Source organism: Aequorivita lipolytica (assembly GCF_007997135.1).
GTDB lineage: Bacteria > Bacteroidota > Bacteroidia > Flavobacteriales > Flavobacteriaceae > Aequorivita > Aequorivita lipolytica.
On sequence record NZ_VORU01000003.1, the window covers coordinates 61,144 to 85,981 of the forward strand.

The window sequence follows — 24,838 nt, forward strand, 5'->3', positions numbered from 1 at the left end:
TTGTTTTTATGCAATAAAAAAACCCTATCAGTTTCCTGAAAGGGTTCTCTAAAAATTTGTTATAAAAAGAATTATAGCGCAGCTACGTGCTTAGCCAAATTCGATTTTAAATTGGAAGCCTTATTCGAATGAATAATATTTTTCTTAGCCAATTTATCAATCATTGAAACAACAGTTGGGAACATAGTTTCTGCTTCTTTCTTGTCAGAAAGTTCTTGAAACTTCTTCATGGCGTTACGTGCAGTTTTGTGCTGGTAACGGTTACGCAAGCGCTTTGCCTCGTTGCTTCTTATTCTCTTTAATGCTGACTTGTGATTTGCCATTTTTGTTTTATTAAATTCTAATTTTGTAGTCCGTAGGGGAATCGAACCCCTGTTACCAGGATGAAAACCTGGCGTCCTAACCCCTAGACGAACGGACCATTTTTATTTTTAAATGCGGATGCAAAAATACAACAATTTTTGAATGGCGCAAATCCTAAATAACTTTTTTCAAAAAAAATTAATACGCCTTTGCAAAAAGCACTTTTCTTTCTGAAGGTTTGCCAGTAACCATACAGGTTCCGGACTCATTGTCACCATCCAAAGGAATACATCTTATTGTTGCTTTTGTTTCGTTCTTTATTCGCTCTTCAGTTTCTGATGTTCCATCCCAATGCGCTAAAATAAAACCACCTTTGCCGTTCAAAACTTTTTTAAATTCTTCATACGAAGCTACTTCTGTAGTATGTTCAGTTCTGTAAGAATCAGCTTTTTTGAAAAGATTGACCTGAATTTCGTTCATTAAGGAAATAACTTTTTCTACAACGTTTTCATTGCTTATAAATTCTTTTTGTAGCGTATCTCTTCGGGCAAGCTCAACAGTTCCTTTTTCAACATCTTTTGGACCAATTGCAATTCGAACTGGAACTCCTTTCAATTCGTATTCGTTGAACTTCCACCCTGGTTTGTGGGTGTCGCGGTTGTCATATTTCACTCGAATCCCTTTAGATCGCAGCTCTTTCATCAGGTTTAAAGCCACTTCATTTACAGCTTCAAACTCTTCATCTTTTCTGTAAATAGGAACTATTACAACTTGATCTGGCGCCAAATTAGGAGGCAGCACCAAACCGTTATCATCACTATGAGTCATTACCAAAGCGCCCATCAATCTTGTGGAAACACCCCAGGAAGTTGCCCAAACGTAATCCAAAGTGCCGTCTTTGGCAGCAAATTTTACATCAAAAGCTTTTGCGAAATTTTGCCCCAAAAAATGGGACGTGCCTGCCTGCAATGCTTTTCCATCCTGCATTAAAGCTTCAATGCAGTAAGTTTCCAATGCACCAGCAAAACGCTCACTTTCAGTTTTTGTGCCTTTTATAACCGGCATCGCCATGTAATTTTCTGCAAAATCTGCATAGACGTTCATCATTTGCTCCGCTTCTGCTATTGCTTCATCTTTAGTGGCATGGGCAGTATGCCCTTCTTGCCATAAAAATTCTGCCGTACGTAAAAATAGACGCGTTCGCATTTCCCAACGCACCACATTTGCCCATTGGTTGATTAAAAGAGGAAGATCACGGTAAGACTGTATCCATTTGCGGTACGTATCCCAAATAATGGTTTCGGAAGTTGGACGTACTATCAATTCTTCTTCCAATTTAGCATCTGGATCTACAATAATCCCACTTCCATCTTCGGCGTTTTTTAATCTATAGTGCGTCACAACGGCACATTCCTTTGCAAAACCATCAACGTGGCTCGCTTCTTTACTGAAGTATGATTTTGGAATAAAAAGTGGAAAATATGCATTCTGATGTCCTGTTTCCTTAAACATTCTATCGAGCTCTGCTTGCATTCGCTCCCAAATAGCATATCCGTAAGGTTTTATAACCATACATCCACGAACTCCGGAGTTTTCGGCAAGGTCTGCTTTGATTACCAGTTCATTATACCATTTGGAATAATCTTCCTCTCTTGTAGTTAAATTCTTTGCCATAGTCCAGATTTTGGCACAAATGTTGTGTCAATGTTAAATGATTAGTTATTGTCCGCAAAACTACTTATTTTTATGAAGTTCAACAATAAAATTACCACAGATATGTCTATTCAAAATATAAATTCTAAACGTTTCATTCCTCTTGCATTCATAGGCGCCTTCGCCTTTTTGCTAGCATCGTGTGGAACGCATAACAATGGTTATAATCAAAATGACGGGATATATTCTTCTGGCAATAATTCTACTTCGCAAGAAGAATATGCAAATGATGAGCCTTCCAATGAAAAATCTAGTTACTATCAGCAGTATTTCAGAAGTAAGTCTGACGCGTACTCAGATCTTCCTGAGGAAGGTGCGATTTTTACAGATATTGAGGCATATTCCACTACAGAAAGGTTAGATGAAGAGGGAAATATTATAATTGAAGAAAATTACGATGAAGAAGGCTATGGCTCATGGGGCAGCAATAGTGATGACATAACAGTGAACATTTATAATTATGGCGGATTAGGCTACGGATTCTATCACAGACCATATTGGTACGGTGGTTATTGGGGCTATTCGAACCACGGCTATTACGCCCCTTACTGGGGAATTGGTTATGGATGGAATTATCCATATTATAACTACGGCTATTACGGATACGGATATGGTAATTACCCATATTACGGTTACAACCATTACAACAGCAATTATTATAATGGAGTTTCTTATAATCGTGGCAGAAGAAATACGGACTATAGCAGGACCGAGACACGCGGAAGATCAAACAATGTTTCAACACGCAATTCCTACAGTCGTTCAGAGCTATCTCGCCGCGTTAACAGGAATAATGTCCGGGCAAATAACACTACCCAAACCACCCGTAGTAATAGTAACGTTAGGACTACCCGATCCAATTCTAATAATACAATAAGAAACACCCGTTCTAATAATACTAGGAACAATACCTATTCGCAACCCACCCGAAGTAATTCGCGCAGTACCAAGAATAGTAATTATTCTTCGCCAACACGAAGCAGTAATTCTGGTTCAGTTAGAAGTTCAGGAAGCAGCCGTGGAAACTCAAGTGGTGGAAGCAGCAGAAGTGGCAGAGGTGGACGCGGTTAAACGAATTTTCAGAATATTTCATTAAGTTTTATCTATGAAAAGAATATCCTTCTTTTTTATTATGGCCGTAATATCTATGTCAGTTATGAAAGCCCAAAATACAACTGACGGCTTAAGATATAGCACAGACCAAAATACAGGCACAGCACGTTTTACTGGACTGAGCGGGGCAATGGGTGCCTTAGGGGGTGATTTTTCCGCAACCAATATCAACCCAGCAGGCGGAGCAGTTTTCTTGAAGTCGAACCTTATGTTTTCAGCTTCCTTATTTGATATCGAAAATAATTCTAATTATTTTTCCAACGCTGAAAAGAGTTTCGCTGATGATCTCACGCTTAACCAATTGAGCGGTATTTTTGTAATCAATAATTCCAATGAAGATTCTGCCTTCAAAAAGTTTACCGTTGGAGTAAATTATAACGTAACAAAAAACTTTGAGAACGAACTTTACATTGCAGGAACTGGAAATACTTCCATTGGAAATTTCTTTTTGGAACAAGCTCAAGGCATTCCTGTAAGCTTTTTGGAATTACAGCCTGGGGAATCCATTTCGAGCCTATATCAATTTTTGGGAGAAACTGAAGGAACTGCTGCACAGAATGCCTTTCTTGGCTATCAAGCATTTCTTTTTGACCCAGTGGAATTTAACAATCCTTTAAATGATGCATATGTTTCAAATATTGCAGGGGGAAGTTTTAATCAGGAATATTTTTACCTTTCCCAGGGTTACAATAGCAAATTTTCCATAAATCTCGCAACACAGCTTAGGGAGGATTTATTTTTCGGAATAAATATTAATACGCACACCATCGATTTTGATCAAAGTTCGTTTTTACTGGAAAGCAATGACAACAACGGCTCAAAAGTTAATCGGGTAGGGTTTGAGAATAATCTGTCAGTAACAGGCGCGGGAGTATCGGCACAAGTGGGCGCAATTGCCAAAGTTGGTGAAAATTTTCGTTTAGGCTTAAGCTTGGACAGCCCAACTTGGTATCAAATATTTGAAGAAACAACGCAATACCTTGAAAGTAGGAGATTTTTTGAGGGCCAAACAATAAGCGAAACAGTAAATCCAAGGGTAATAAATGTATATGAAGATTATACGCTGAAAACTCCTGCCAAAGTTACTGCGAGCGCAGCCTACATTTTTGGTCAAAATGGATTAATAAGTTTTGATTATTCCTATAAAGACTATGCGTCAATTAAATTTAGTTCTGAATTTAATTCTTCTGATTCCTTTTTTAATAATTTGAATACCACTATCGACAACACCTTGAAAGGTGTTTCCAATTATAGGGCCGGTGCAGAGTATCGTATAAATCAACTAAGCCTTCGGGGCGGTTTTAATTATGAAGATAGCCCATACCAAGATACAACTACAATAGGCGACCTTATAGGCTTCTCACTTGGCGCAGGATACAACTTTGGACGCTACACTTTTGATTTAGCCTATTCAAGATCTGAACAACAAAGAAACCAACAGCTTTATTCCGTCGGTTTAACCGATGTTTCTAAAGTGAATTCTATTTACAATAATATTGTGATGTCGCTTGGCTTCCAATTTTAATTTTCTTCTAAAATATTATTGACTGCTTGAAACCAGCATAAAATTCGTTGCAATTTTCAGTACCTTAATGCTATTCCGTATCTTTGCAGGCTTATTATATATTTCAATAAATGGATTTAGAAAAACAACTTAAGGACATAGAAGAAATGGGGAATGACCACATAGGTAATTCCACAGAAACCCCCATGAGGCATGACGCTTTTGAGCTCAGCGATATCGAAAAAATTGCAAGTATCAAAAAAGATGTTCAGAATATAATGCACACCTTGGGCCTCGATCTTACTGACGACAGCCTAAAAGGTACGCCAACCCGTGTGGCAAAAATGTTTGTACAGGAAATTTTTGGAGGACTTCACCCAGACAGAAGGCCCAAAGCTTCCACTTTTGAAAATAAGTACAAGTATCAGGAAATGCTGGTAGAAAAAAATATAACCCTCTACTCTACTTGCGAGCATCATTTATTACCGATTGTAGGAAAAGCTCACATCGCCTATATTTCTAACGGCACTGTGGTGGGACTCTCAAAGATGAATAGGATTGTAGATTATTACGCAAAAAGACCACAGGTACAAGAACGATTAACAATGCAAATTGTAAAGGAACTTCAAGATGTTCTAAACACTGAAGATGTAGCTTGCGTAATAGATGCCAAACACCTTTGTGTAAACTCTCGAGGAATTCGTGATATTGACAGCAGTACCGTAACCAGCGAATTTGGTGGAGCCTTCAAAAAACCTGAAACACGCAGGGAATTTTTGGATTACATTAAATTGGATACTGAATTTTAAGACCACCATATAAATTCCAAAACACAATTGACCATTATCTATTCTTGAATTTTAAACCTTGAATTCCAAAATTTGAAACAGCAAGACCTTTTTATATATAATTCACTTTCAAAAAGTAAAGAAAAATTCACTCCCATTCACGAAGGCGCAGTAGGAATGTACGTTTGTGGACCAACTGTTTATAGCAATGTGCATTTGGGCAACTGCCGCACCTTTCTTTCTTTTGATTTAGTTTTCAGGTACCTAAAACACTTGGGATACAAAGTTCGCTATGTGCGAAATATAACAGATGCCGGCCATTTGGAAAACGACGGTGAAAGCGGCGATGATCCAATTCTTAAAAAAGCACGTCTTGAACAGTTGGAACCCATGGAAATTGTTCAAAAATACACGGTAGATTTTCATACCATAATGGCAAAGTTCAACGCACTGCCCCCAAGTATTGAACCTACGGCTACAGGTCATATTTACGAACAGATTCATATAGTTGAAAAAATAATTGAGGAAGGTTTTGCGTACGAAAAAAATGGCTCCGTATATTTTGACGTTTTAAAATTCAATGAAACTAATAATTACGGTAAACTGAGCGGCAGGCAAATAGAAGATATGGTTGCTAATACCCGTGAACTTGCCGCACAAAGTGATAAAAAAAACCCGCAGGATTTTGCGCTTTGGAAAAAAGCCGAACCCCAGCATATTATGCGCTGGCCATCGCCTTGGAGTGAAGGTTTTCCAGGCTGGCACTTGGAGTGCACGGCTATGAGCACTAAATATTTAGGCAATCATTTCGACATTCACGGCGGCGGGATGGACCTGAAATTTCCACACCACGAATGTGAAATTGCACAAGCAGAAGCCTGCAACCATACTTCACCTGTGAATTATTGGATGCACGCAAATATGCTTACCCTTAACGGTAAAAAAATGTCTAAATCTACTGGAAACTATATCCTCCCGAATGATATGTTTACGGGAGAAAATGATGTTTTAAGCAAGCCCTTCTCGCCTACTGTTACCAAATTCTTTATGTATCAAGCACATTACCGAAGCATTCTAGATTTTAGCAGTGATGCTTTGGAAGCTTCGGAAAAAGGTTTTAATAAATTGATGGATGCTTACCGAACTTTTGATGAAATAACTACTTCAGAAAAAAGCAGCATTGATGTTGAAAGCTGGCGAAAATCCTGCTATGAAGCAATGAATGACGATTTCAATAGTCCTATTTTAATAGCCACACTTTTTGAAACCGTGAAATTTGCAAATGCTTTAAAAGAAGAAAAAGATACAATTTCCGAAAAAGATTTAGCACTGCTAAAGCAAACAATGAGCGACTTCCTTTTTGAAGTTTTGGGACTGCAGGATAATGTTTCGGAAAATTCGCAGGACGGCGAAAAACTTTCAGCAGCAGTAGAACTTCTTATTCAATTGAGAAATCAGGCACGCGCCAATAAAGATTTCGCGATGAGTGACAAAATTCGAGACGAACTCGCTTCAAAAGGAATTCAACTGAATGACGGAAAAGACGGTACTACTTTTACGTTGAATTAAAACATTTCCCTTCCCTCTTCAGAGGGGGAAATATTGAGTTATGAAAAAAATTCTCACATATCCATTCATACTTTTAATTAAAGGATATCAAATTTTTATTTCACCATTATTGCCTTCCAGTTGTCGCTACACGCCTACGTGTTCGCATTATGCAGTTGAAGCCTTGCAAACACACGGAATCCTAAAAGGCGGTTGGCTTGCAGCAAAACGAATTGCGAGTTGCAACCCTTGGGGCGGCTCTGGTTACGATCCTGTTCCACCTAAAAAGAAATAAAACAATGTTCGGTTATACTTTTTCGCTTTTAGTATCTTTACGCGGCGCAATAAATACTTCAATATGCATTATTTAAGTTTTACCTGGAACCCTTCTGAAGGGATCGATCTTGGTTTTTTTATGATACGTTACTACAGTTTAATGTTTGTAGTGGCATTCACACTGGGCTGGATTCTCACCAAAAAGATTTATGAACGCGAAGGGCTGGCTCAGGAAAAACTGGACAGTCTTTTTATCTACATGGTTGTAGCTGTTTTGGTTGGTGCTCGTTTGGGGCATGTTATTTTTTATCAACCAGAGCTTTTTGTGGAAGATCCGCTTTCTGTTTTTCTTCCTATAAGCACAGTTCCAGAATTTGAATTTACAGGCTTCCAAGGCTTGGCAAGTCACGGTGCTGCAATCGCTATTCTTATTGCAATGTATTATTATACAAAAAACGTTGTCAAAAAACCTTTCTTGTGGATTATGGACCGCATCGTAATCGCCGTAGCCGCCGGTGGCATTTTTGTGCGTATCGGGAATTTTCTAAATTCTGAAATAATCGGAAAACCTTCTGGCGACTTTCCGCTGGGCGTTCGTTTTGTGCACGAGGGTATTGGGAAGCGGGAAGCTGTGGCCGCAACGGGAATTGACAGTCCAAGTAAAGCTTATGACGCCATTGTACATAATCCACAGTTTGCGGAACTACTTAATAGCGTCCCCTTCCGCCACGCGGCACAACTCTATGAGGCAGCGGGTTATGTGATTGTGTTTTTAGTTTGCTGGTATTTATATTGGAAAACCGAACGCAGAAAACAAATAGGTTACATATTTGGCGTGTTTTTGATACTCCTATTTATGGTTCGCTTTATTGTGGAGTTTGTAAAAGAAAGCCAAGGCGGATTTGAGTCTGCTTTGGGCTTACTCTCTACAGGACAATGGCTGAGCGTTCCCTTTGTACTTGCTGGAATCTACATTATGTGGAAAGCTTCAAAAAAACCTATGACTGAATAAAAAATGTTTGCCACGAATTCACGAATGCTCAAAGTAATTATTCGTGAATTCGTGGTTTTTTAATATTTCATTCGATGAAAAAAATACTTATTTCGGCAGCACTTGTTGGCTCTATGCTTACATTTTACAATTGTAAAGATACTCCTTCCTCAGAAGGAAAAAGTCTAACAAAGGAAATCACTTTCAATAAAGAAGGCGAGCTCACTTTAATGAAAGCTGCAAATGATTCAATAATTGCAAAGCTAGATATTGAAATAGCCGATGACGAATATTCAACCCAAACTGGGCTTATGTACCGTAACGCTATGGCTGAAAACCAAGGGATGCTTTTTGTGTTCAACGATATGCAGGAGCGCTCTTTTTATATGAAAAATACGCAAATACCGCTGGATATTATCTATCTGAATGCTAAAAAGGAAATAGTAAGCATACAAAAAAACGCAAAGCCATTTGATGAGACTTCACTAACTTCTGAAGCTGCTTCGCAATATGTGCTAGAAGTTAATGCAAACCTTGCCGATAAATGGAAGCTTGAAAAGGGTGATAAGATTGATTTCAATAAAAGCAATTGATAATTTAGACTTCTCAGTAAAATTTTACACTTTAGATTAAAACTAAAAACAAAAAGACCTTTCCAAATTGGAAAGGTCTTTTTCTAGTACTCCTGAAGAATTTCAGCAATTATGCCTCAAGGGCTTGAGCTTCCTCTTCTTCTTTTTTATCAATTAAATCTTCAACTCTTTTGCGTTTCACCGTATCATACATCACCGGAGTTGCGATAAACAATGATGAATAGGTACCTACAACAATACCTACGATGATTCCAAACAGTAGCCCGCGGATAGATTCTGCACCAAAGAAGAACATACTCAACAATACTATAAGCGTAGTGAAAGAGGTATTTAATGTTCTACTTAGCGTGCTACTTAAAGCTACATCTATAATACGGCTCATTTTCCAGCTTGGGTGTTCGCCAAAGTATTCACGAATACGGTCAAATACAATTACCGTATCGTTCAGCGAGTATCCAATTACCGTTAGTATTGCCGCGATAAACGCTTGGTCAATCTCCATGCTGAAAGGCATGAATTTATAAGTTAGTGAGAACACACCCAGCACGATAAGCACATCATGGAAAACAGCTGTTACCGCACCCAAACTAAACTGCCATCTTCTGAATCGTAGCAGGATATAAAGGAATACTACTACTAACGAACCGAATACGGCCCAGAATGAGTCTTTCTTAATATCATCTGCAATAGTAGGGCTCACTTTATAATACTCCATTCTACCAATTTCTTTTCCGTCACGATCGCCTACAAATTCATCGTAGGTCATATCTGCGGGAAGATCTTTTTTAACGGTCGCAAAAATCATTTGCTCTATCTCTTCGTCAATCTCGGTTCCGGTTTCGTCAACTTTATACTTAGTAGTAATCTTCAACTGATTGTCACCACCGTAGGTTTTAGCCTCGGCACTTCCGAAGGTCTGGATCAAGTTGTCTTGAATTTCCTGTGAATTAACATCCTTCGCAAAACGAACGGTATAGGTACGTCCACCCACAAAATCAACACCCTGGTTAAGACCATTGAAGAATAAGGAAGAAACACTTATCAAAATCATAATTGCAGAAAAAATATACGCCATTTTGCGTTTTTTCAAGAATGAAACGTGAACGTTTGTGAAAAGGTTCTTAGTAATTGAAGTAGAGCAAGGCAATGGCTTGCCGTTTTTCGTATAACTATTAATAAACAACCTTGTAATGAAAATTGCCGTAAACAATGAAGTTGCAATACCTATCAATAAAGTAGTTGCAAAACCTTGTATTGGGCCAGTTCCGAAAACTAAAAGAATTAAACCAGTAAGACCAGTTGTAATGTTTGCATCTAGAATGGAAGACAACGCATTGTTGAAACCATCCTTTATAGCATCCTTCTGCGCTTTACCTTTGGCTAGCTCTTCTTTAATTCTTTCAAATATAAGTACGTTCGCATCTACAGACATACCTACCGTTAATACAATACCGGCAATACCAGGAAGCGTTAGCACAGCTCCAAGACCCGCCAATATTCCGAAGATAAATAGAATGTTGACCATCAAGGCAACATCAGCAAAAGCTCCAGCTTTTCCGTAATATCCAATCATCCATAAAAGCACGATAATAAGTGCAACTGCAAAGGACATTACGCCACTATTTATAGCTTCTTGACCCAAAGTTGGTCCCACAACCTCACCTTGAATAATCTCAGCAGAAGCAGGAAGCTTACCAGCACGTAGTACGTTTGCTAAATCCTGACCTTGGTTTACGGTAAAGTCACCTGAAATCTGGCTGCGTCCACCAGCAATAGGACCGGAAGTAACACCGGGCGCAGAGTAAACTATGTTGTCAAGTACAATAGCAATTTGGCTCTGGTTTTCGTAAGCACTGCCTGTCATTTGTTCCCAAACTTTGGCTCCTTGACCATTCATTTGCATAGATACAACCACGCGGCTCAAGTTGTCATATTCCTGTCTGGCATCTACCACAACGCTACCTCCTAGCGGTGGAATATTGTCGCGGTTAGCTTTTAGAGCATACAGCGCGGTTACTTCCTCACCATTCAATTGTACGTTTGCTTCTGGCAAGCCCCATACAAATTTTGCATAACGCAATTCATTTGGCAAAAGCGATTTAATTTGTGGATTGCGCAAATAACCGTTTATAACTGAAGTATCCTTTAATTTGAATGTAGCAATAACCGGACTTCCTTGAGTTCCCAAAGAAACCATTTTTGAAAGAATCGGGTTTGCTTTATTATCACCAACAAGCGAATCCTTTACATCCTGACCGCCTAAAAGTTTACTTACGTCATCTTCTTCTGTTTTTGAAGAATCGGCCACTATTTCAGTTGTTTCTATAGTTTCAGATTCAGTTTTCGCCATTGCAATTTCACCTGCTTTAGTATCTGCAGCTTGAAGGAAACCAGCTATTTCATCAAATTTATATACATCCCAGAATTCAAGTTGGGCGGTACTTTGAAGTAATTTCTTAACCCTGCCTACATCTTTGGCTCCTGGAAGTTCTACAAGTATTCTTGCAGATTTTCCCAAACGCTGAATGTTCGGTTGGGTAACACCAAACTTATCGATACGCTTTCTTAAAACCTCAAAAGCAGAAGTTATAGACTCATCTATTTTCGTCTCAATAACCGGCTTAACTTGCTCGTTGGTCATCCCAACGTTAATAACGTCCTCTAAATTCTTGTTAAAGAAAATATTTGGGGAAGCAAGATCATTTTCACCCGGAAGCGCTTCAAAAGCCTTAAAGAAAGACTCTAAGTAAGTATCTTGGCTATCCTTTTGAAGAGCAGTTGCATTTTCCAATGCTTGGTTAAATGCAGGGTCTTTTGTATTGTTTGCAAGTCCTTTCAAGATATCCTTTACAGAAACCTCAAGAATTACGTTAATACCCCCTTTAAGGTCAAGACCTTTGTTAAGCTCCTTTTCCTTGGCGGTTTTATAGTCAATACCTAAAAATACGGTATTGTTTGCCACAGAATCAAGGTAGCGCGCTTCTGCGATATCCCGCTCCTGTGGTTCATTTTCAGAAAATTTGCTATTGGCAAATTCCTTGGCGCTGTCTTCTACTTTGTTCGCAACGAACGTAAAAGAGAGCTGGTAAATACTTACCAATCCAAAAAGGATGGCAAATACTGTAACTAGTCCTTTGTTTTGCATGTTTATATTTTTTTTGGTCAGATTTTTTTAAATCGCGCAAATATATGATTTGCGGTTATATCTGACAATTATCGTGGTTATTTAAAATTAATTTTGTTGGCTTCGGAAATGTGAAAACAAAAAGCCATTTTCTTAAAGTGAAGACTTTTTCAGCTATAAAAATTATAATGAAGATTTCTTTAGGAAAAAGGGCCAGCCCTTACCTCAGGGATTTTATGTGAAGTAATATCTATTAAAAGTGAAATGTCGCGATAGTTTTTATACGCTACATTTTCATCACGCTGCTTTAAATCGAAATTGATTTCCGAAGCAGAAAGCGATATAATAGGCTTTAAATAATTATCCTTGGCAGACTTTACAACTACGGGCAATCCTTGCAAACCGATGTTTGAACCATAATCTTTTTGGATTTTGATTACATCCAGTTTATAAATATTGGAATGATTGCTGAAAGGAATTTTAGAAGAATCTTCCGTTTCATTAAAAGCGGTATCGCCCAGCTCAAGTTTGTCCTGCTTACCGAACAACCCTTTAATTACGGCAACATCTGTCGCGCTATAGTAAGTAACCTTTAGCTTACCATCGTGCATTTCTGAGACTACAATATTCGCTATCCCAACAGATTTTAATTGCGAAGTAATATTAGCAATGGCACGCTGTGCTTGAGAAGAACTGACATTTTCGGCATTAAACTGAACAATAATTTCCTGATTGGGAAGGGTAGATCGCTCTAAGCCCACCCCAAAAGCAGCTAGAATTATTATAAATACAGGAATGTACCATTTACAGTTCACGCGCCAAATATAAAAAAATAAAGACTGTATCGCTACAGTCTTTAAAACAATATAGTCTAAAAAATGAAATTAGAACTCCAGCTCAAAATAAAGGCTGCTTTGTGGATTGGCTTCTGTTACATCTTCACCTTTCAAAGTTTCTCCGGCTGCATTCATCAATTTTAAATTAATTTTCCAATAGCCCGTCATTGTTAATGATAGTTTACCATCATACATTTTTGATGCTGAACTGTAAGTCATATCTACATTATTTGGCGAACTGTGGTTACCCATTCCGGGCATTCTTGGATCTACTGTTATTTTGTAATTTTCAACCACGGGGAAACTCATCATAGTTTCCATTCTGTAAAGCACAGCTTGTAGATCATTAATTGCAACCTCTGGGGTTTTCGGATTTACGTAAGCCAAAATGTAACGTGTATCATCACTGCCCATGAATACTTGTGTCTTTTTTAGACCATCTACAGGTTGTGAAACAGAAACTCTCAAAGCTTCTTCCATTGCTTGACCATTCATTGAATAGTTAAACATTACTTCCCAATACTCCGTATTATTGCTTGGCATTTGGAAAACAATATGTCCTTTATAAACAGTGCTTTCTTCATTATTGCTTAACATGCTATGTGGCGCAGAATGTTGCGTGGTTTCCATATACATCATTGGCATCCACGTAGGTGCAGCGTTAGTAACATACTTATCACTTGCCAGGTCTTTTATTCTAATGGAAACTTCGTTGTAACCTACTTCCAGGTTTTGCTTTTCTGAATAGATCTGTACAATATGGTCTGCCGCAGGAATTTCATAAATCATGGTTAACCCTTCAACAGGATTAGTTTCCATTGGGGTTTCATCATTGTCATCAGAACAACTAACGAATGAAACTGAAAGAATTAAAATTGCGAAAATATATTTTAGTGTTTTCATATTTATAATATTTGTCTTTAGTAATTAATTTACTGAATAAGAAATTGTTACGTAAAAGTTTCTGCCCATCCGTGGAATGTTGTTCCAGTCTGTATAGGTTGAATAATTAGTGTCAAGAATATTTTCAATCCCCGTTTTTACGAAAAGGTCGTTATCATTTATAAAAAAACGTTTCCCGAAGCTAGCCGAAAGTGTAGCATAAGCAGCACTTTTAGTTTCACCATACGTTGGATTGTAATTAGTTTGCTCCCCAGCGCCGTCTACTGAAAGCGACGCGGAAAATTGGTTTTTATAGAAATCGATTGCGCTTCGGTACGAAAGCGGACTAATGAGCGGCAAGTTTTCGCCTGCATCATCAACGCCACGATGGTACGAAACCTGCCCAGTCAATTTAAATGCATTTGAAATACTATACCTTCCCGAAAGTGAGGCATTAAAAAGCTGTGCATAATCAAGATTGGTATAAATTTTAACACCTTCAGCACCAATAGTCATTGTACTCAACGAATTATCTACCACGCCGATTATATAATTAAAAACGTGGAAGTAATTTGCTGCAGCAGTAATTTCAAAAATTGGTTTTTTATAGGTTACCGAAATATTAGCTTCCGCAGAACTTTCAGTAGTAAGGCTTGGATCACCAATATAATCGTGGTTATCAAAACTGTTGAACAAATAAAAACCATAACCTTCCGAAACTGAAGGTGCACGCTCGCCGTATGAAATGCCACCGTTCAAGTGAAAATCATTCAGCATTTTATGGTATTGCGCCGAAAAGCTTTTCAGGAAACGCGTATTTGTACGATCCATTTCAGGATAGAAAATTTTTAAACTATTCAGCCCAAAATCATCTGCCACAGTATTGGAATGAAACGCCAAACGTGTTGAAAGTTTTACCGAAGCATTGCTTAATGGAATGTGGTCTTCAGCATAAAAGCCAACGTTTTTGGTCCGCACATCTGGCCAAGTAAGCATAAACATCAAGGGCTCATTGCTGTTGGTTGGGTACATCGTCATTTCAGCGTAACTCTTGTTGTAGAAACCATCCAACTTAAAAAAGAAATGATGCTTTTCCTTATTCAAATTTGCTTGCGTATAAAACCCAGCAGTCTCGCTCCAGCCAGGCATATCCATATGTATTGGCACATCCGGGCGCTTTGTATCGTCCATTACGTGCTTAATTGTATTGTAATACATTTTGGATTCCCAATTGCTGAAATTGCCAAACAAAGTATCCTGATTAAAACTCACCGAACCAATTACCGCTCGAGCCAAGGAAACATCCATTGTTAAGGCAGGATAACCCACATCATTCGCTTCATCATATATTAAGGTAGCAGCGATGGATTTGCCTTCAGCCAATTTATAACCGGAATTAACAGAGAAGTTATATTTTTCAAATTGTGAAAAAAGCACTTCTTCATCTCCCCCAGCTTTGTAATTATCAGCTTTACGATAAATTACATCTGTATTTAAATAGAATTTTTCATCGGAATAATTCAGCTCGCCACCAAAAACGCGCATTGTGTAATTACTTTCAAAAGCACTTTCCAAAGAGGCGTTCCAGCCCGTTGGTTTAAAATTGCTTTTGTCCAGTTTTAAGTTGATTCCACCACCAATGGTATTCCCAAAAGCCGCGCCCTGTTGACCGGAACCAATTTGAGCTTCCGCTAAATTTGATACATCAACGTATGAAGTTATGGGATCCATCTTATCGGTACACGCACCAAAAATCTGCATTCCATCAATGGTTATCGCCAAACGTTCCGAAGCCATGTCGTTTATGGTTGGCTCCCAAGCGTAGGCGCCGCGTTTTACCATATTGATACTGCGGGACGATTCTAAAAACTCGTCTAAAGTAGACAAAGGTTTACGTTGTTTTTGGTGATCCAATTGTTTGCCTGCTGAAATTACAATAACCTCATTAAGTTGTATTAGTTTCAGACTATCCTTGGGCGCTTCTTGGGCATACAATTGCGATGTAAAAATACCGCAAACTAGTGCACACAAAAGACAACCCATAAGTATTCCCTTTGAAGGAAACACATTTATAGATGATTTCATCTTTGTTGTTTTTAGGGATTTTTGAAGACCTACAAAGCATTGCTTCACTTTGCAATAATCTATAAACAGATTTCGCTTAGCTTGTAATATTAGTAGGAAATTAATGGGCAGCAATGCAGTCTGTAGGATTGCTTTGCTGCGCTCGCAATGTTATACCAACTGCGGCGGATGAAGAATTTTTGAAGTAAAAAGAGAAGAATTCAAATTTGGCCTATAGCCTATGTTTTCAACGGAAGAAATTTCAATTTCCGAAGCAAACGCGTATTCATTTATATTTTCTGAAATAATAAATTGCGGTATTTCAGTTTTAGAAGTTTTACTGCTGAAAGGATTTTCATCCTCGGCTCCAGCTTCTTTTGCAAGTTCTTTTGTTAAATGGCACTTACCGTTACATTGCATTTCTGGCTTGTCTTTGTTTTCACAAAGTACATTTACTATATAATCATAATTCACAACATACTCCACCACTGGCCACATAGGTTTTGTGAGCATTATTACGGAGGCGATTATGAGAATTACACTTTTCACAAGACAAAGATACCATGCACACAGACGTTGAAAAAATGACTTATATCACATTTCAAGCTCTATTTAGGATAAAACAATCTATAATAATAAAAAGATTTCAGAAAGATTATTTTAATTTTAAAAATTTGTCAACTTCTCAATGTTAATAAATATTTATCATACTGAATAACAGACTATTAACAATGCTTTCTTGACAACTTTAATTTTTAAATTTCAAATTGAGGTTACTAATTAGTTATATTTACCTACTTTAAATTTCAATTCAAAATAACCAATAATCAATTAAATATGCAAATAAAAACCGCCATCCCCACGCCACAAACCTACACACAAGATGAAGCTTTCGACGCTTCGGTTGAATATTTTAAAGGTGATGATCTTGCTGCACGTGTATGGGTAAATAAATATGCCTTGAAAGATTCTGAAGGCAATATTTATGAGAAAACGCCAGCAGATATGCACCGCCGAATTGCAAAGGAAATTGCCCGCGTAGAGCAACGTTATTCAAACCCGATGACAGAGGATGAAGTTTTTGAAGCAATAAAAGATTTTAAATATATAGTGCCTCAAGGTAGCCCAATGGCTGGTATTGGCAATCCGTACCAGATTGCTTCGCTTTCCAACTGTTTCGTAATTGGCAACGATGGCAATTCTGACTCGTACGGTGGGATTATGAAAATAGACCAAGAGCAGGTTCAATTAATGAAGCGCCGTGGCGGGGTGGGTCACGACCTTTCACACATTCGCCCAAAAGGTTCGCCTGTTAAAAATTCTGCTTTAACCTCAACGGGGATTGTTCCATTCATGGAGCGTTATTCAAACTCCACTCGTGAAGTAGCGCAGGATGGGCGTCGAGGCGCTTTGATGCTTTCTGTTTCTATTAATCACCCAGATTCCGAAGATTTTATAGATGCGAAAATGGAGCAAGGAAAAGTAACCGGGGCAAACGTTTCTGTTAGAATGGACGATGCTTTTATGCAAGCTGTGAAAGATGGGAAAAATTACACGCAGAAGTACCCAATTTTCAGTGAAGATCCAAAAAATACCAAGGAAATTGAAGCAGGAAAACTTTGGAAAAAAATAGTTCATAACGCGTGGAAATCTGCCGAACCGGGTATTCTTTTTTGGGATACAATTATTAAGGAATCGGTGCCAGATTGCTACGCAGATTTAGGCTACAAAACCGTTTCTACCAATCCGTGTGGTGAAATCCCGCTTTGCCCTTACGATTCTTGCCGTTTGTTGGCAATCAACTTATTTTCATACGTTGAAGAACCTTTCACAAAAAATGCAGCTTTCAATTTTGAACTCTTCAAAAAACACATCATAATCGCTCAACGCATTATGGATGATATCATTGATTTGGAGCTTGAAAAAATTGATGCAATAATCGCAAAAATTGATGCTGATCCGCAGGCGGACGAAATAAAAGCCGTTGAAAAAAATCTTTGGTTAAACATTAAAAATAAAGCTGAAGAAGGCCGAAGAACTGGAATAGGAATTACCGCAGAAGGTGATATGCTTGCCGCTTTGGGTATAAAATACGGCAGTAAAGAAGGTAACGATTTTTCAGTTGAAATTCATAAAAAAATGGCAATTGAAACGTACCGCGCTTCAGTTTATGCTGCAAAAGAAAGAGGTGCTTTCAAAATATTTGACGCTGAAAGAGAAAAAAACAATCCGTTTATTCTTCGCCTAAAAGATGCAGACGAAAAATTGTATTATGATATGTTAGAGTACGGCCGAAGAAATATCGCGCTGCTAACTATTGCCCCAACCGGAACAACTAGCTTGATGACGCAAACTAGTTCTGGAATAGAGCCAGTATTTATGCCTGTTTACAAACGAAGAAGAAAAGTAAACCCAAACGATAAAAACGTCCGTATTGATTTTGTGGACGAAGTGGGTGACAGTTGGGAAGAATACGTGGTTTTTCACCACCGTTTTAAGCAGTGGATGGAAGTAAGTGGTTTTGATACCAGCAAAAATTACAGCCAAGAAGAACTGAATAAAATTGTAAAAAAATCGCCATATTACAAAGCAACTTCTAACGATGTAGATTGGTTGAGTAAGGTAAGAATGCAAGGCGCGGTTCAGAAATGGGTGGATCATTCCATTTCCGTAACTATCAATCTACCGAATGACGCTACTGAAGAATTGGTTGGCAAATTGTATTTGGAAGCTTGGCAAGCAGGCTGTAAAGGCGTTACTGTTTACCGTGATGGATCTCGTTCCGGGGTTTTGATTTCAAACGAAGAAAAGAAAGAGGAAGAAAATGAAACGCTAACGGCTTTCCCAACAAAACGTCCGGAAGTATTGGAAGCAGACGTAGTTCGTTTTCAAAATAGTAAAGATAAATGGATTGCTTTTATCGGTTTGATAGATGGAAAGCCGTATGAAATTTTCACAGGTTTTGCTGATGATGAAGATGGAATTTTAGTTCCGCGTTGGGTGTATGACGGCGCAATCATCAAAAACCGAAACGAGGATGGAAGTTCGCGTTACGATTTTCAATACAAAAACAAAAGAGGCTACAAAACCACTATTGAAGGGCTTTCGCATAAATTCAACCCAGAATTCTGGAATTATGCAAAATTGATTTCAAGCACCCTACGCCACGGAATGCCGATTGAAAAAGCGGTTGACCTAATCAATAGCCTGCAACTGGATAGTGAAAATATTAACACTTGGAAAAACGGTGTTGCCCGTGCTTTGAAGCGCTATGTTGCAGATGGCACGGAAGCTCGCAAACAGAAATGTGAAAACTGTAAGAGCACTTCGCTAATTTATCAGGAAGGTTGCTTGACCTGCAAGGATTGTGGGTCTTCGAAATGTGGGTAAAAGAGTCAAGACCGCTTTGCTGAAAGAGCCAAGAATCAAGACTAATTAATTCTTATAAATAAAAGTAGAATCAGAGAAACAAAAAAAGCCGGCAAATTGCCGGCTTTTTCAATATTATAAATAAATTCATTTAGATTTACAATTCAAGTAAATCATTGGTTTTGCGAACCCCTTCAGCACTTTCTTTCATATGTGCTTTTTCAGCTTCGTTCAATTCAAGCTCTACGATTTTTTCGATACCATTTCGGCCCAAAATAACTGGGGCTCCAATGCAGATGTCTTTTAGTCCGTATTCGCCGTCAAGCATTACGGAGCAAGGGAACATTTTCTTTTGGTCGCAAGCAATGGCTTGTACCAATGCTGAAACCGCTGCGCCCGGAGCGTACCAAGCTGAAGTTCCCAAAAGTTTTGTAAGAGTAGCGCCGCCAACTTTGGTGTCTTCCATTACTTGATTCAATCTGTCTTCTGAAATAAAAGCAGTTACGGGAACGCTATTTCGGGTTGCCAATCTTGTTAACGGCACCATTCCGGTATCGCTGTGACCGCCAATCACCATTCCGTCCACATCGCTAATGGGAGCTTCTAGAGCTTCCGCCAAACGGTATTTAAAACGTGCGCTATCTAACGCTCCGCCCATTCCGATAATTTTATTTTTATGCAACCCTGAAGTTTTATGAACCAAATAGGCCATAGTATCCATCGGGTTACTTACCACGATTATAATAGTTTTAGGAGAATTTTTCACAAGGTTTGAAGAAACGTCTTTTACAATGCCCGCATTAATACCAATCAATTCCTCGCGTGTCATTCCTGGCTTGCGCGGAATTCCACTGGTAATTACACAAATATCGCTATCGGCTGTTTTGGAATAATCGTTTGTTACGCCCGTAATCTTAGTGTCGAAACCGTTTAATGAAGCCGTCTGCATAAGATCCATAGCCTTTCCTTCAGCAAATCCTTCTTTAATGTCCAACAAAACTACTTCGCTTGCAAAATTCTTAATGGCAATGTACTCTGCACAACTTGCACCCACAGCACCTGCTCCTACAACTGTTACTTTCATATCTTTTTAGTTAATGGTTAATTGTTATTTGTTAATAAGGGTCAAATCTGAAGTTATAATTATGAAATGACACCTATTTCAAAGCTCATTCTGAGCTTGTCACAAAAGTACTATTATCTGCTTAAAATTATAATAACAAAGGGTTAAAAGTAAAAAGCCCATTGCTGATTATTTCAGAAATGGGCTTTTCAAATTATTTATTTTTCATTAGACATCAATATTCGCATAGATTGCGTTTTTCTCTATAAACTCTCTTCTTGGCGGAACTTCATCTCCCATTAGCATTGAGAAAATTCTATCTGCTTCTGTACCGTTGTCTATTGTTACTTGGCGCAGGGTGCGAAATTCAGGATTCATTGTAGTATCCCAAAGTTGTTCTGCGTTCATTTCACCCAAACCTTTGTATCTTTGAATTGTGGCGCTACCGCCAAAATCCTCATTCAATTTGTCACGTGCTTTATCACTCCACGCATATTCTTTTTTAGCTCCTTTTTTTACCAAATATAGTGGTGGCGTGGCAATGTAAACACAGCCAGCCTCAACTAATTCGCGCATATAACGGAAAAAGAATGTCAAAATTAAGGTTGCAATGTGGCTACCATCCACATCCGCATCACACATAATTACTACTTTGTGATAGCGCAATTTTGTAAGATTTAACGCTTTACTATCCTCTTCAGTCCCAATGGTTACACCAAGTGCTGTGTAAATATTTCTAATTTCTTCATTTTCAAAAACTTTGTGATGCATCGCTTTTTCAACGTTCAGAATCTTTCCTCTTAATGGAAGAATAGCTTGAAAATTTCTATCGCGACCTTGTTTAGCCGTTCCACCTGCCGAATCTCCCTCCACGAGGAATACTTCGCATTTTACAGGATCCTGTTCAGAACAATCTGAAAGTTTTCCTGGCAAACCACCACCGCTCATTACGGTTTTGCGCTGCACCATTTCACGAGCTTTGCGAGCCGCGTGGCGTGCCTGTGCGGCAAGAATCACTTTTTGAACAATTGTTTTTGCATCATTTGGATGTTCTTCCAAATAGTTTTCGAGCATTTCTGAAACAGCCTGGCTCACCGCTGCCGTAACTTCACGGTTACCCAATTTGGTTTTCGTTTGGCCTTCAAATTGAGGCTCTTGAACTTTCACTGAAATAATCGCTGTCAATCCTTCACGGAAATCATCACCAGCAATTTCAAATTTAAGCTTATCGAGCATCCCGGAAGCATCTGCATATTTCTTCAAAGTACGCGTCAATCCAGCACGGAAACCAGCAAGGTGGGTTCCACCTTCGTGTGTATTAATATTGTTTACGTAGGAGTGTAAATTTTCGTTGAAAGATGTGTTGTAAACCATTGCAACCTCAACTGGAATATCGTTCTTTTCACTTTCCATTGAAATCACATCGGCAATTATGGGCTCACGGTTTACGTCCAAAAAGCGGATAAATTCCTTTAAACCTTCCTCACTGTGGAATTTTTCAGTTTCAAATTCGCCGTTTTCATCTTTATGTCTTTTATCTGTGAAGTAAATGGTAATCCCTTTATTCAAAAAGGAAAGTTCACGCATTCTACTTGCAAGTGTATCATAATTATATTCCAACGATTGTTGAAATATTTGCGAATCTGGTTTAAATGTAACAATTGTTCCGCGAGAATCTGTTTCTCCAATAGACTTTACAGGATACATAGCTTTACCGCGCTCGTATTCTTGCTGCCAAACTTTACCGTCGCGATGCACAGTAGCCGTTAAATGCTCAGAAAGAGCGTTCACTACGGAAACCCCAACCCCGTGAAGTCCACCGGAAACTTTATAGGAATCTTTATCAAACTTTCCACCTGCTCCAATTTTGGTCATTACAACCTGCAGTGCAGAAACACCTTCTTTTTTGTGAAGATCCACAGGTATTCCACGACCGTTATCTTCTACAGTTACAGAGTTATCTTCGTTAATCCACACTTTAATAGTGTCGCAGTAGCCGCCCATCGCTTCATCAATGGAGTTATCTACAACTTCATAAACCAAATGGTGCAGTCCACGTGGACCAACATCCCCAATATACATAGATGGACGCATGCGCACGTGCTCCATTCCTTCTAACGCTTGAATCTGGTCGGCGCCATAGCTGCCTTTTTTCTGTTCTTCGCTCATATAATAATTTGAATGATTTTCAGTTTTTTTCGTAACGAACAAATATAACCAAATCACCAATAGAATTAAGGGTTTCCGTAATTTATAAGCGATAAGTTATTAACAAATAACTGTGAAAAAAGCAGCTTTTTTCATCGCTTTGAAAGAGATTTGGAAGTTGGCGTAATAGTTGAACACTATTTTCGACAAAACAAACGTTCTTAGGTTTTATTATTTATGGAATTTTTGGATTTTCATTAAACTTATTATTAGAATAATAGTCCTATTTTAGAATTCGTTAAGCCTTAAATTAAAACATTATGAAAAAATTATTTCTCCTTTCGCTCTTTATCGTTTCATCACTCACTTTTCAAAATTTGAACGCACAGAGTTTCCCCCAAATGGATGCCTCTCCTATGGATTTGGTGGTGGCAAGACCTGATAAAAATAGCCCCCCTATTGCCAGAGTGATCTACAGCCGTCCACAGAAAAAAGGACGTGATGTTTTTGGTGATTTGGTGCCTTACGGCGAAGTTTGGAGAACGGGCGCGAATGAGGCTACGGAATTGACTATTTACACTTCCCTAAAATTCGGCCAAACAATCTTAAAACCTGGAACATACACGCTTTATACTATTCCTGGTGAAGACAAATGGACCATAATTATAAACAGCGATACCAATGTTTGGGGCGCTTACAGTTATAAGAAGGAAAAAGACGTAGCGCGAATATTGGTTGACTGCAAAGAAGCTGCAGCTCCCATTGAATCACTTTCAATGATATTTCGTCCCGAAAAGGATGGAACTACTTTAATGATAGGCTGGGATGACCATTATGTGGAGATTCCGTTTAAGAAAGCGTAGCGACGCAGGGCCGTAGAGACGCACGGCCGTGCGTCTCTACGGAATATTTAAATATTTATGCGTTTGTAATGATACTTTCCATTTCGGATTCTGCATAACATAATCTACAATTAACGCACTCATTTTTTCTCGCTTGCTCCACTCTGGTTGAAGGTAAAGAATACATTCTTCATTTACTTTTGCAGCTTGTTCTTCCGCGAAGCGGAAATCATCATTATTGAAAACAATCACTTTTAATTCGTCTGCTTTTCTATAAACTTCTTCCGTTGGAAGTTTCATTTTTTTTGGCGAAAGACAAACCCAATCCCAAATTCCTGTTAGCTTGTAAGCTCCGGAAGTTTCAATGTGGATTTGCATTCCACGATCTTTCAACATTTTGGTTAAAGGTCCCATGTCCCACGTAAGCGGTTCGCCGCCTGTTATCACAATGGTTTTTGAGTGTTTTGCCGCGTTTTCAACAATATTCTCTATGGCAGTTGGCGGATGCAGTTCAGCATTCCAGCTTTCTTTTACATCGCACCAATGGCAGCCAACGTCACAACCCCCAACTCTTATAAAATATGCGGCTGTTCCTTTGTGAAATCCTTCACCTTGGATGGTGTAGAACTCTTCCATTAATGGGAGCATTTCTCCCTTTTCAACTAATATTTTAGTTTCCTCTTTCATAGGCTGCAAAGGTAGAAAAAGAGAAGTTTATATACTTGCCAAAGATTTAATTAAATACTTTGAAATTAATGAACCATTTAGGCATATTAACCGATAATCTGATTTAATAGTATAATAATCGAAAACTTGAATAAAAAGAAAACACGACTTCTTTTTATCTATGGGATAAGTATATTTTTCCGTTTTATTATAATCCCCAACTCCCTAAAGTACTCCTCATAGATGATATTTCCTCCCCAATTAGTTCAACGATTATTGTTTTTTATTTTAATTTTCAGTTTCTTTATAAAAGCACATTCCCAAGTTGCTATAGGAACAACAAACCCCGACGATGGTTCTGCTTTTGAAATTGAAAGTACCACAGCAGCATTTGTTCCACCGCGAATGACAACAGCCCAAATGCTTGCCATACCAACACCATTAAAAGGAGCTACAATTTTTAATACGTCAACCGATACAATTTTCGTTTTTAATGGTACGGCTTGGAAAAATCAATTGCGTGCAACTGTTTCAACATTGACACTCTACCGTGATTTCTCCGGCTCAGAAACCATTAATGGGAATAGCACCTTTAATAATTTTACCATTGGTGCAGTCGCCAACGAGATTAAAAGTATAGACACCGATATTTTTGAGGTTTTGGGAGATGGTAAAATTAAAGTTAAGGTTGATGGTGTTTACCAATTTTCTGCAGGATTAAACGTACGTAATTTTAATGGCACCGCATCTGGTAGTGCGAGAAAATTTATTATTGCAATTTTCAAAAACAATATTAGATACGGTTATTTTTCAAGAGGATTTGCCTTTATACCCAGTGCCAGTGAGTATTGGGGAACTTCTGGCGTATTTCAGGCAGCATTTAGCGCAAACGATGTTATAGATGTGCAATATTATTTGGACAACAGTAGTGCAGGTACCCTGTCCGTAGATTATATGAATATTGGTGTGATATTGGTGCAATAATACTTTTCATAAATTCTTAAGGATATTTCGC

General features: G+C 38.4%; 20 protein-coding genes and 1 tRNA gene. 10 read left to right on the forward strand and 11 right to left on the reverse strand.

Annotated features, from left to right (window positions below):
* Positions 1 to 71: 71 nt before the first annotated feature.
* From rpsT to proS, 3 genes are all read right to left on the reverse strand, one after another.
* The gene (gene rpsT, locus ESV24_RS04925) at positions 72 to 323 is read right to left on the reverse strand and encodes a 30S ribosomal protein S20 (RefSeq protein WP_111814812.1); all 252 of its coding nucleotides are present in this window, start codon (positions 321 to 323) and stop codon (positions 72 to 74) included.
* A gap of 26 nt (positions 324 to 349) precedes the next feature.
* Positions 350 to 421 (reverse strand) — tRNA-Glu (locus ESV24_RS04930).
* An 80-nt stretch (positions 422 to 501) separates the two neighbouring features.
* A complete protein-coding gene (proS, locus tag ESV24_RS04935) occupies positions 502 to 1,977 on the reverse strand; it encodes a proline--tRNA ligase (RefSeq protein WP_111814810.1) in 1,476 nt (491 codons plus the stop codon).
* 72 nt (positions 1,978 to 2,049) lie between these two features.
* Between proS and ESV24_RS04940 the strand changes: the two genes are divergently transcribed.
* The 7 genes from ESV24_RS04940 to ESV24_RS04970 all read left to right on the forward strand — a co-directional run bounded on the left by ESV24_RS04940 (position 2,050) and on the right by ESV24_RS04970 (position 8,829).
* Positions 2,050 to 3,087 (forward strand): hypothetical protein, encoded by a 1,038-nt coding sequence (locus ESV24_RS04940; RefSeq protein WP_146743129.1) that lies wholly within the window; start codon positions 2,050 to 2,052, stop codon positions 3,085 to 3,087.
* 34 nt (positions 3,088 to 3,121) lie between these two features.
* The gene (locus tag ESV24_RS04945) at positions 3,122 to 4,654 is read left to right on the forward strand and encodes an OmpP1/FadL family transporter (protein ID WP_111814806.1); all 1,533 of its coding nucleotides are present in this window, start codon (positions 3,122 to 3,124) and stop codon (positions 4,652 to 4,654) included.
* Between the two features lie 110 nt (positions 4,655 to 4,764).
* A complete protein-coding gene (gene folE / locus ESV24_RS04950; protein WP_111814803.1) occupies positions 4,765 to 5,442 on the forward strand; it encodes a GTP cyclohydrolase I FolE in 678 nt (225 codons plus the stop codon).
* A gap of 72 nt (positions 5,443 to 5,514) precedes the next feature.
* Positions 5,515 to 6,990, forward strand: a complete 1,476-nt coding sequence (gene cysS, locus ESV24_RS04955; protein WP_111814801.1) for a cysteine--tRNA ligase — start codon at positions 5,515 to 5,517, stop codon at positions 6,988 to 6,990.
* Positions 6,991 to 7,030: 40 nt separating this feature from the next.
* A complete protein-coding gene (yidD, locus tag ESV24_RS04960; RefSeq protein ID WP_111814799.1) occupies positions 7,031 to 7,264 on the forward strand; it encodes a membrane protein insertion efficiency factor YidD in 234 nt (77 codons plus the stop codon).
* Between the two features lie 63 nt (positions 7,265 to 7,327).
* Positions 7,328 to 8,257, forward strand: coding sequence for a prolipoprotein diacylglyceryl transferase (lgt, locus tag ESV24_RS04965; protein WP_111814797.1), 930 nt, complete (start codon positions 7,328 to 7,330; stop codon positions 8,255 to 8,257).
* 74 nt (positions 8,258 to 8,331) lie between these two features.
* The gene (locus ESV24_RS04970; protein WP_111814795.1) at positions 8,332 to 8,829 is read left to right on the forward strand and encodes a DUF192 domain-containing protein; all 498 of its coding nucleotides are present in this window, start codon (positions 8,332 to 8,334) and stop codon (positions 8,827 to 8,829) included.
* A gap of 109 nt (positions 8,830 to 8,938) precedes the next feature.
* Here ESV24_RS04970 and secDF read toward each other — a convergent pair whose 3' ends face one another.
* The 5 genes from secDF to ESV24_RS04995 form a co-directional block, all read right to left on the reverse strand.
* Positions 8,939 to 11,974 carry a protein translocase subunit SecDF gene (secDF, locus tag ESV24_RS04975; RefSeq protein ID WP_111814793.1) on the reverse strand — a complete coding sequence of 1,012 codons (3,036 nt, stop codon included), beginning with the start codon at positions 11,972 to 11,974 and terminating at the stop codon, positions 8,939 to 8,941.
* 179 nt (positions 11,975 to 12,153) lie between these two features.
* Complete coding sequence (locus ESV24_RS04980; RefSeq protein WP_111814791.1) at positions 12,154 to 12,768, reverse strand: hypothetical protein; 615 nt, start codon at positions 12,766 to 12,768, stop codon at positions 12,154 to 12,156.
* A 69-nt stretch (positions 12,769 to 12,837) separates the two neighbouring features.
* Positions 12,838 to 13,692 (reverse strand): hypothetical protein, encoded by an 855-nt coding sequence (locus tag ESV24_RS04985; RefSeq protein WP_111814789.1) that lies wholly within the window; start codon positions 13,690 to 13,692, stop codon positions 12,838 to 12,840.
* A 24-nt stretch (positions 13,693 to 13,716) separates the two neighbouring features.
* Entirely contained in the window at positions 13,717 to 15,756 is a 2,040-nt protein-coding gene (locus ESV24_RS04990; protein WP_235003985.1) for a TonB-dependent receptor plug domain-containing protein, read from the reverse strand.
* A gap of 150 nt (positions 15,757 to 15,906) precedes the next feature.
* Positions 15,907 to 16,248 (reverse strand): hypothetical protein, encoded by a 342-nt coding sequence (locus tag ESV24_RS04995; protein ID WP_170227866.1) that lies wholly within the window; start codon positions 16,246 to 16,248, stop codon positions 15,907 to 15,909.
* Between the two features lie 324 nt (positions 16,249 to 16,572).
* On the opposite strand from ESV24_RS04995, the gene ESV24_RS05000 reads away from it, so the two are divergent.
* Positions 16,573 to 19,125 (forward strand): adenosylcobalamin-dependent ribonucleoside-diphosphate reductase, encoded by a 2,553-nt coding sequence (locus ESV24_RS05000; RefSeq protein WP_111814785.1) that lies wholly within the window; start codon positions 16,573 to 16,575, stop codon positions 19,123 to 19,125.
* Between the two features lie 136 nt (positions 19,126 to 19,261).
* Here the strand turns inward: ESV24_RS05000 and mdh are convergent, their stop codons facing one another.
* Both mdh and gyrB read right to left on the reverse strand, forming a co-directional pair.
* Positions 19,262 to 20,188: a malate dehydrogenase gene (gene mdh / locus ESV24_RS05005; RefSeq protein ID WP_111814783.1), complete on the reverse strand. Its 927-nt coding sequence runs from the start codon at positions 20,186 to 20,188 to the stop codon at positions 19,262 to 19,264.
* Between the two features lie 207 nt (positions 20,189 to 20,395).
* Entirely contained in the window at positions 20,396 to 22,336 is a 1,941-nt protein-coding gene (gene gyrB, locus ESV24_RS05010) for a DNA topoisomerase (ATP-hydrolyzing) subunit B (RefSeq protein ID WP_111814984.1), read from the reverse strand.
* A gap of 299 nt (positions 22,337 to 22,635) precedes the next feature.
* Between gyrB and ESV24_RS05015 the strand changes: the two genes are divergently transcribed.
* Positions 22,636 to 23,178 carry a DUF2911 domain-containing protein gene (locus tag ESV24_RS05015; protein ID WP_111814781.1) on the forward strand — a complete coding sequence of 181 codons (543 nt, stop codon included), beginning with the start codon at positions 22,636 to 22,638 and terminating at the stop codon, positions 23,176 to 23,178.
* A gap of 36 nt (positions 23,179 to 23,214) precedes the next feature.
* Here the strand turns inward: ESV24_RS05015 and ESV24_RS05020 are convergent, their stop codons facing one another.
* Positions 23,215 to 23,844: a 7-carboxy-7-deazaguanine synthase QueE gene (locus ESV24_RS05020; protein WP_111814779.1), complete on the reverse strand. Its 630-nt coding sequence runs from the start codon at positions 23,842 to 23,844 to the stop codon at positions 23,215 to 23,217.
* A gap of 222 nt (positions 23,845 to 24,066) precedes the next feature.
* Between ESV24_RS05020 and ESV24_RS05025 the strand changes: the two genes are divergently transcribed.
* Positions 24,067 to 24,807 (forward strand): hypothetical protein, encoded by a 741-nt coding sequence (locus ESV24_RS05025; RefSeq protein WP_146743127.1) that lies wholly within the window; start codon positions 24,067 to 24,069, stop codon positions 24,805 to 24,807.
* Positions 24,808 to 24,838 lie beyond the last annotated feature (31 nt).

Bases quoted from the DNA above. Each gene is read 5' to 3' on its own strand.
- gyrB (WP_111814984.1), bottom strand. From the start codon at position 22,336: ATGAGCGAAGAACAGAAAAAAGGCAGCTATGGCGCCGACCAGATTCAA.
- mdh (WP_111814783.1), bottom strand. From the start codon at position 20,188: ATGAAAGTAACAGTTGTAGGAGCAGGTGCTGTGGGTGCAAGTTGTGCA.
- ESV24_RS04995 (WP_170227866.1), bottom strand. From the start codon at position 16,248: ATGCTCACAAAACCTATGTGGCCAGTGGTGGAGTATGTTGTGAATTAT.
- lgt (WP_111814797.1), top strand. From the start codon at position 7,328: ATGCATTATTTAAGTTTTACCTGGAACCCTTCTGAAGGGATCGATCTT.
- ESV24_RS04970 (WP_111814795.1), top strand. From the start codon at position 8,332: ATGAAAAAAATACTTATTTCGGCAGCACTTGTTGGCTCTATGCTTACA.
- secDF (WP_111814793.1), bottom strand. From the start codon at position 11,974: ATGCAAAACAAAGGACTAGTTACAGTATTTGCCATCCTTTTTGGATTG.
- ESV24_RS04990 (WP_235003985.1), bottom strand. From the start codon at position 15,756: ATGAAATCATCTATAAATGTGTTTCCTTCAAAGGGAATACTTATGGGT.
- ESV24_RS05015 (WP_111814781.1), top strand. From the start codon at position 22,636: ATGAAAAAATTATTTCTCCTTTCGCTCTTTATCGTTTCATCACTCACT.
- ESV24_RS04940 (WP_146743129.1), top strand. From the start codon at position 2,050: ATGAAGTTCAACAATAAAATTACCACAGATATGTCTATTCAAAATATA.
- ESV24_RS05025 (WP_146743127.1), top strand. From the start codon at position 24,067: ATGATATTTCCTCCCCAATTAGTTCAACGATTATTGTTTTTTATTTTA.
- yidD (WP_111814799.1), top strand. From the start codon at position 7,031: ATGAAAAAAATTCTCACATATCCATTCATACTTTTAATTAAAGGATAT.
- folE (WP_111814803.1), top strand. From the start codon at position 4,765: ATGGATTTAGAAAAACAACTTAAGGACATAGAAGAAATGGGGAATGAC.
- ESV24_RS05000 (WP_111814785.1), top strand. From the start codon at position 16,573: ATGCAAATAAAAACCGCCATCCCCACGCCACAAACCTACACACAAGAT.
- ESV24_RS04945 (WP_111814806.1), top strand. From the start codon at position 3,122: ATGAAAAGAATATCCTTCTTTTTTATTATGGCCGTAATATCTATGTCA.
- ESV24_RS04985 (WP_111814789.1), bottom strand. From the start codon at position 13,692: ATGAAAACACTAAAATATATTTTCGCAATTTTAATTCTTTCAGTTTCA.
- proS (WP_111814810.1), bottom strand. From the start codon at position 1,977: ATGGCAAAGAATTTAACTACAAGAGAGGAAGATTATTCCAAATGGTAT.
- ESV24_RS05020 (WP_111814779.1), bottom strand. From the start codon at position 23,844: ATGAAAGAGGAAACTAAAATATTAGTTGAAAAGGGAGAAATGCTCCCA.
- rpsT (WP_111814812.1), bottom strand. From the start codon at position 323: ATGGCAAATCACAAGTCAGCATTAAAGAGAATAAGAAGCAACGAGGCA.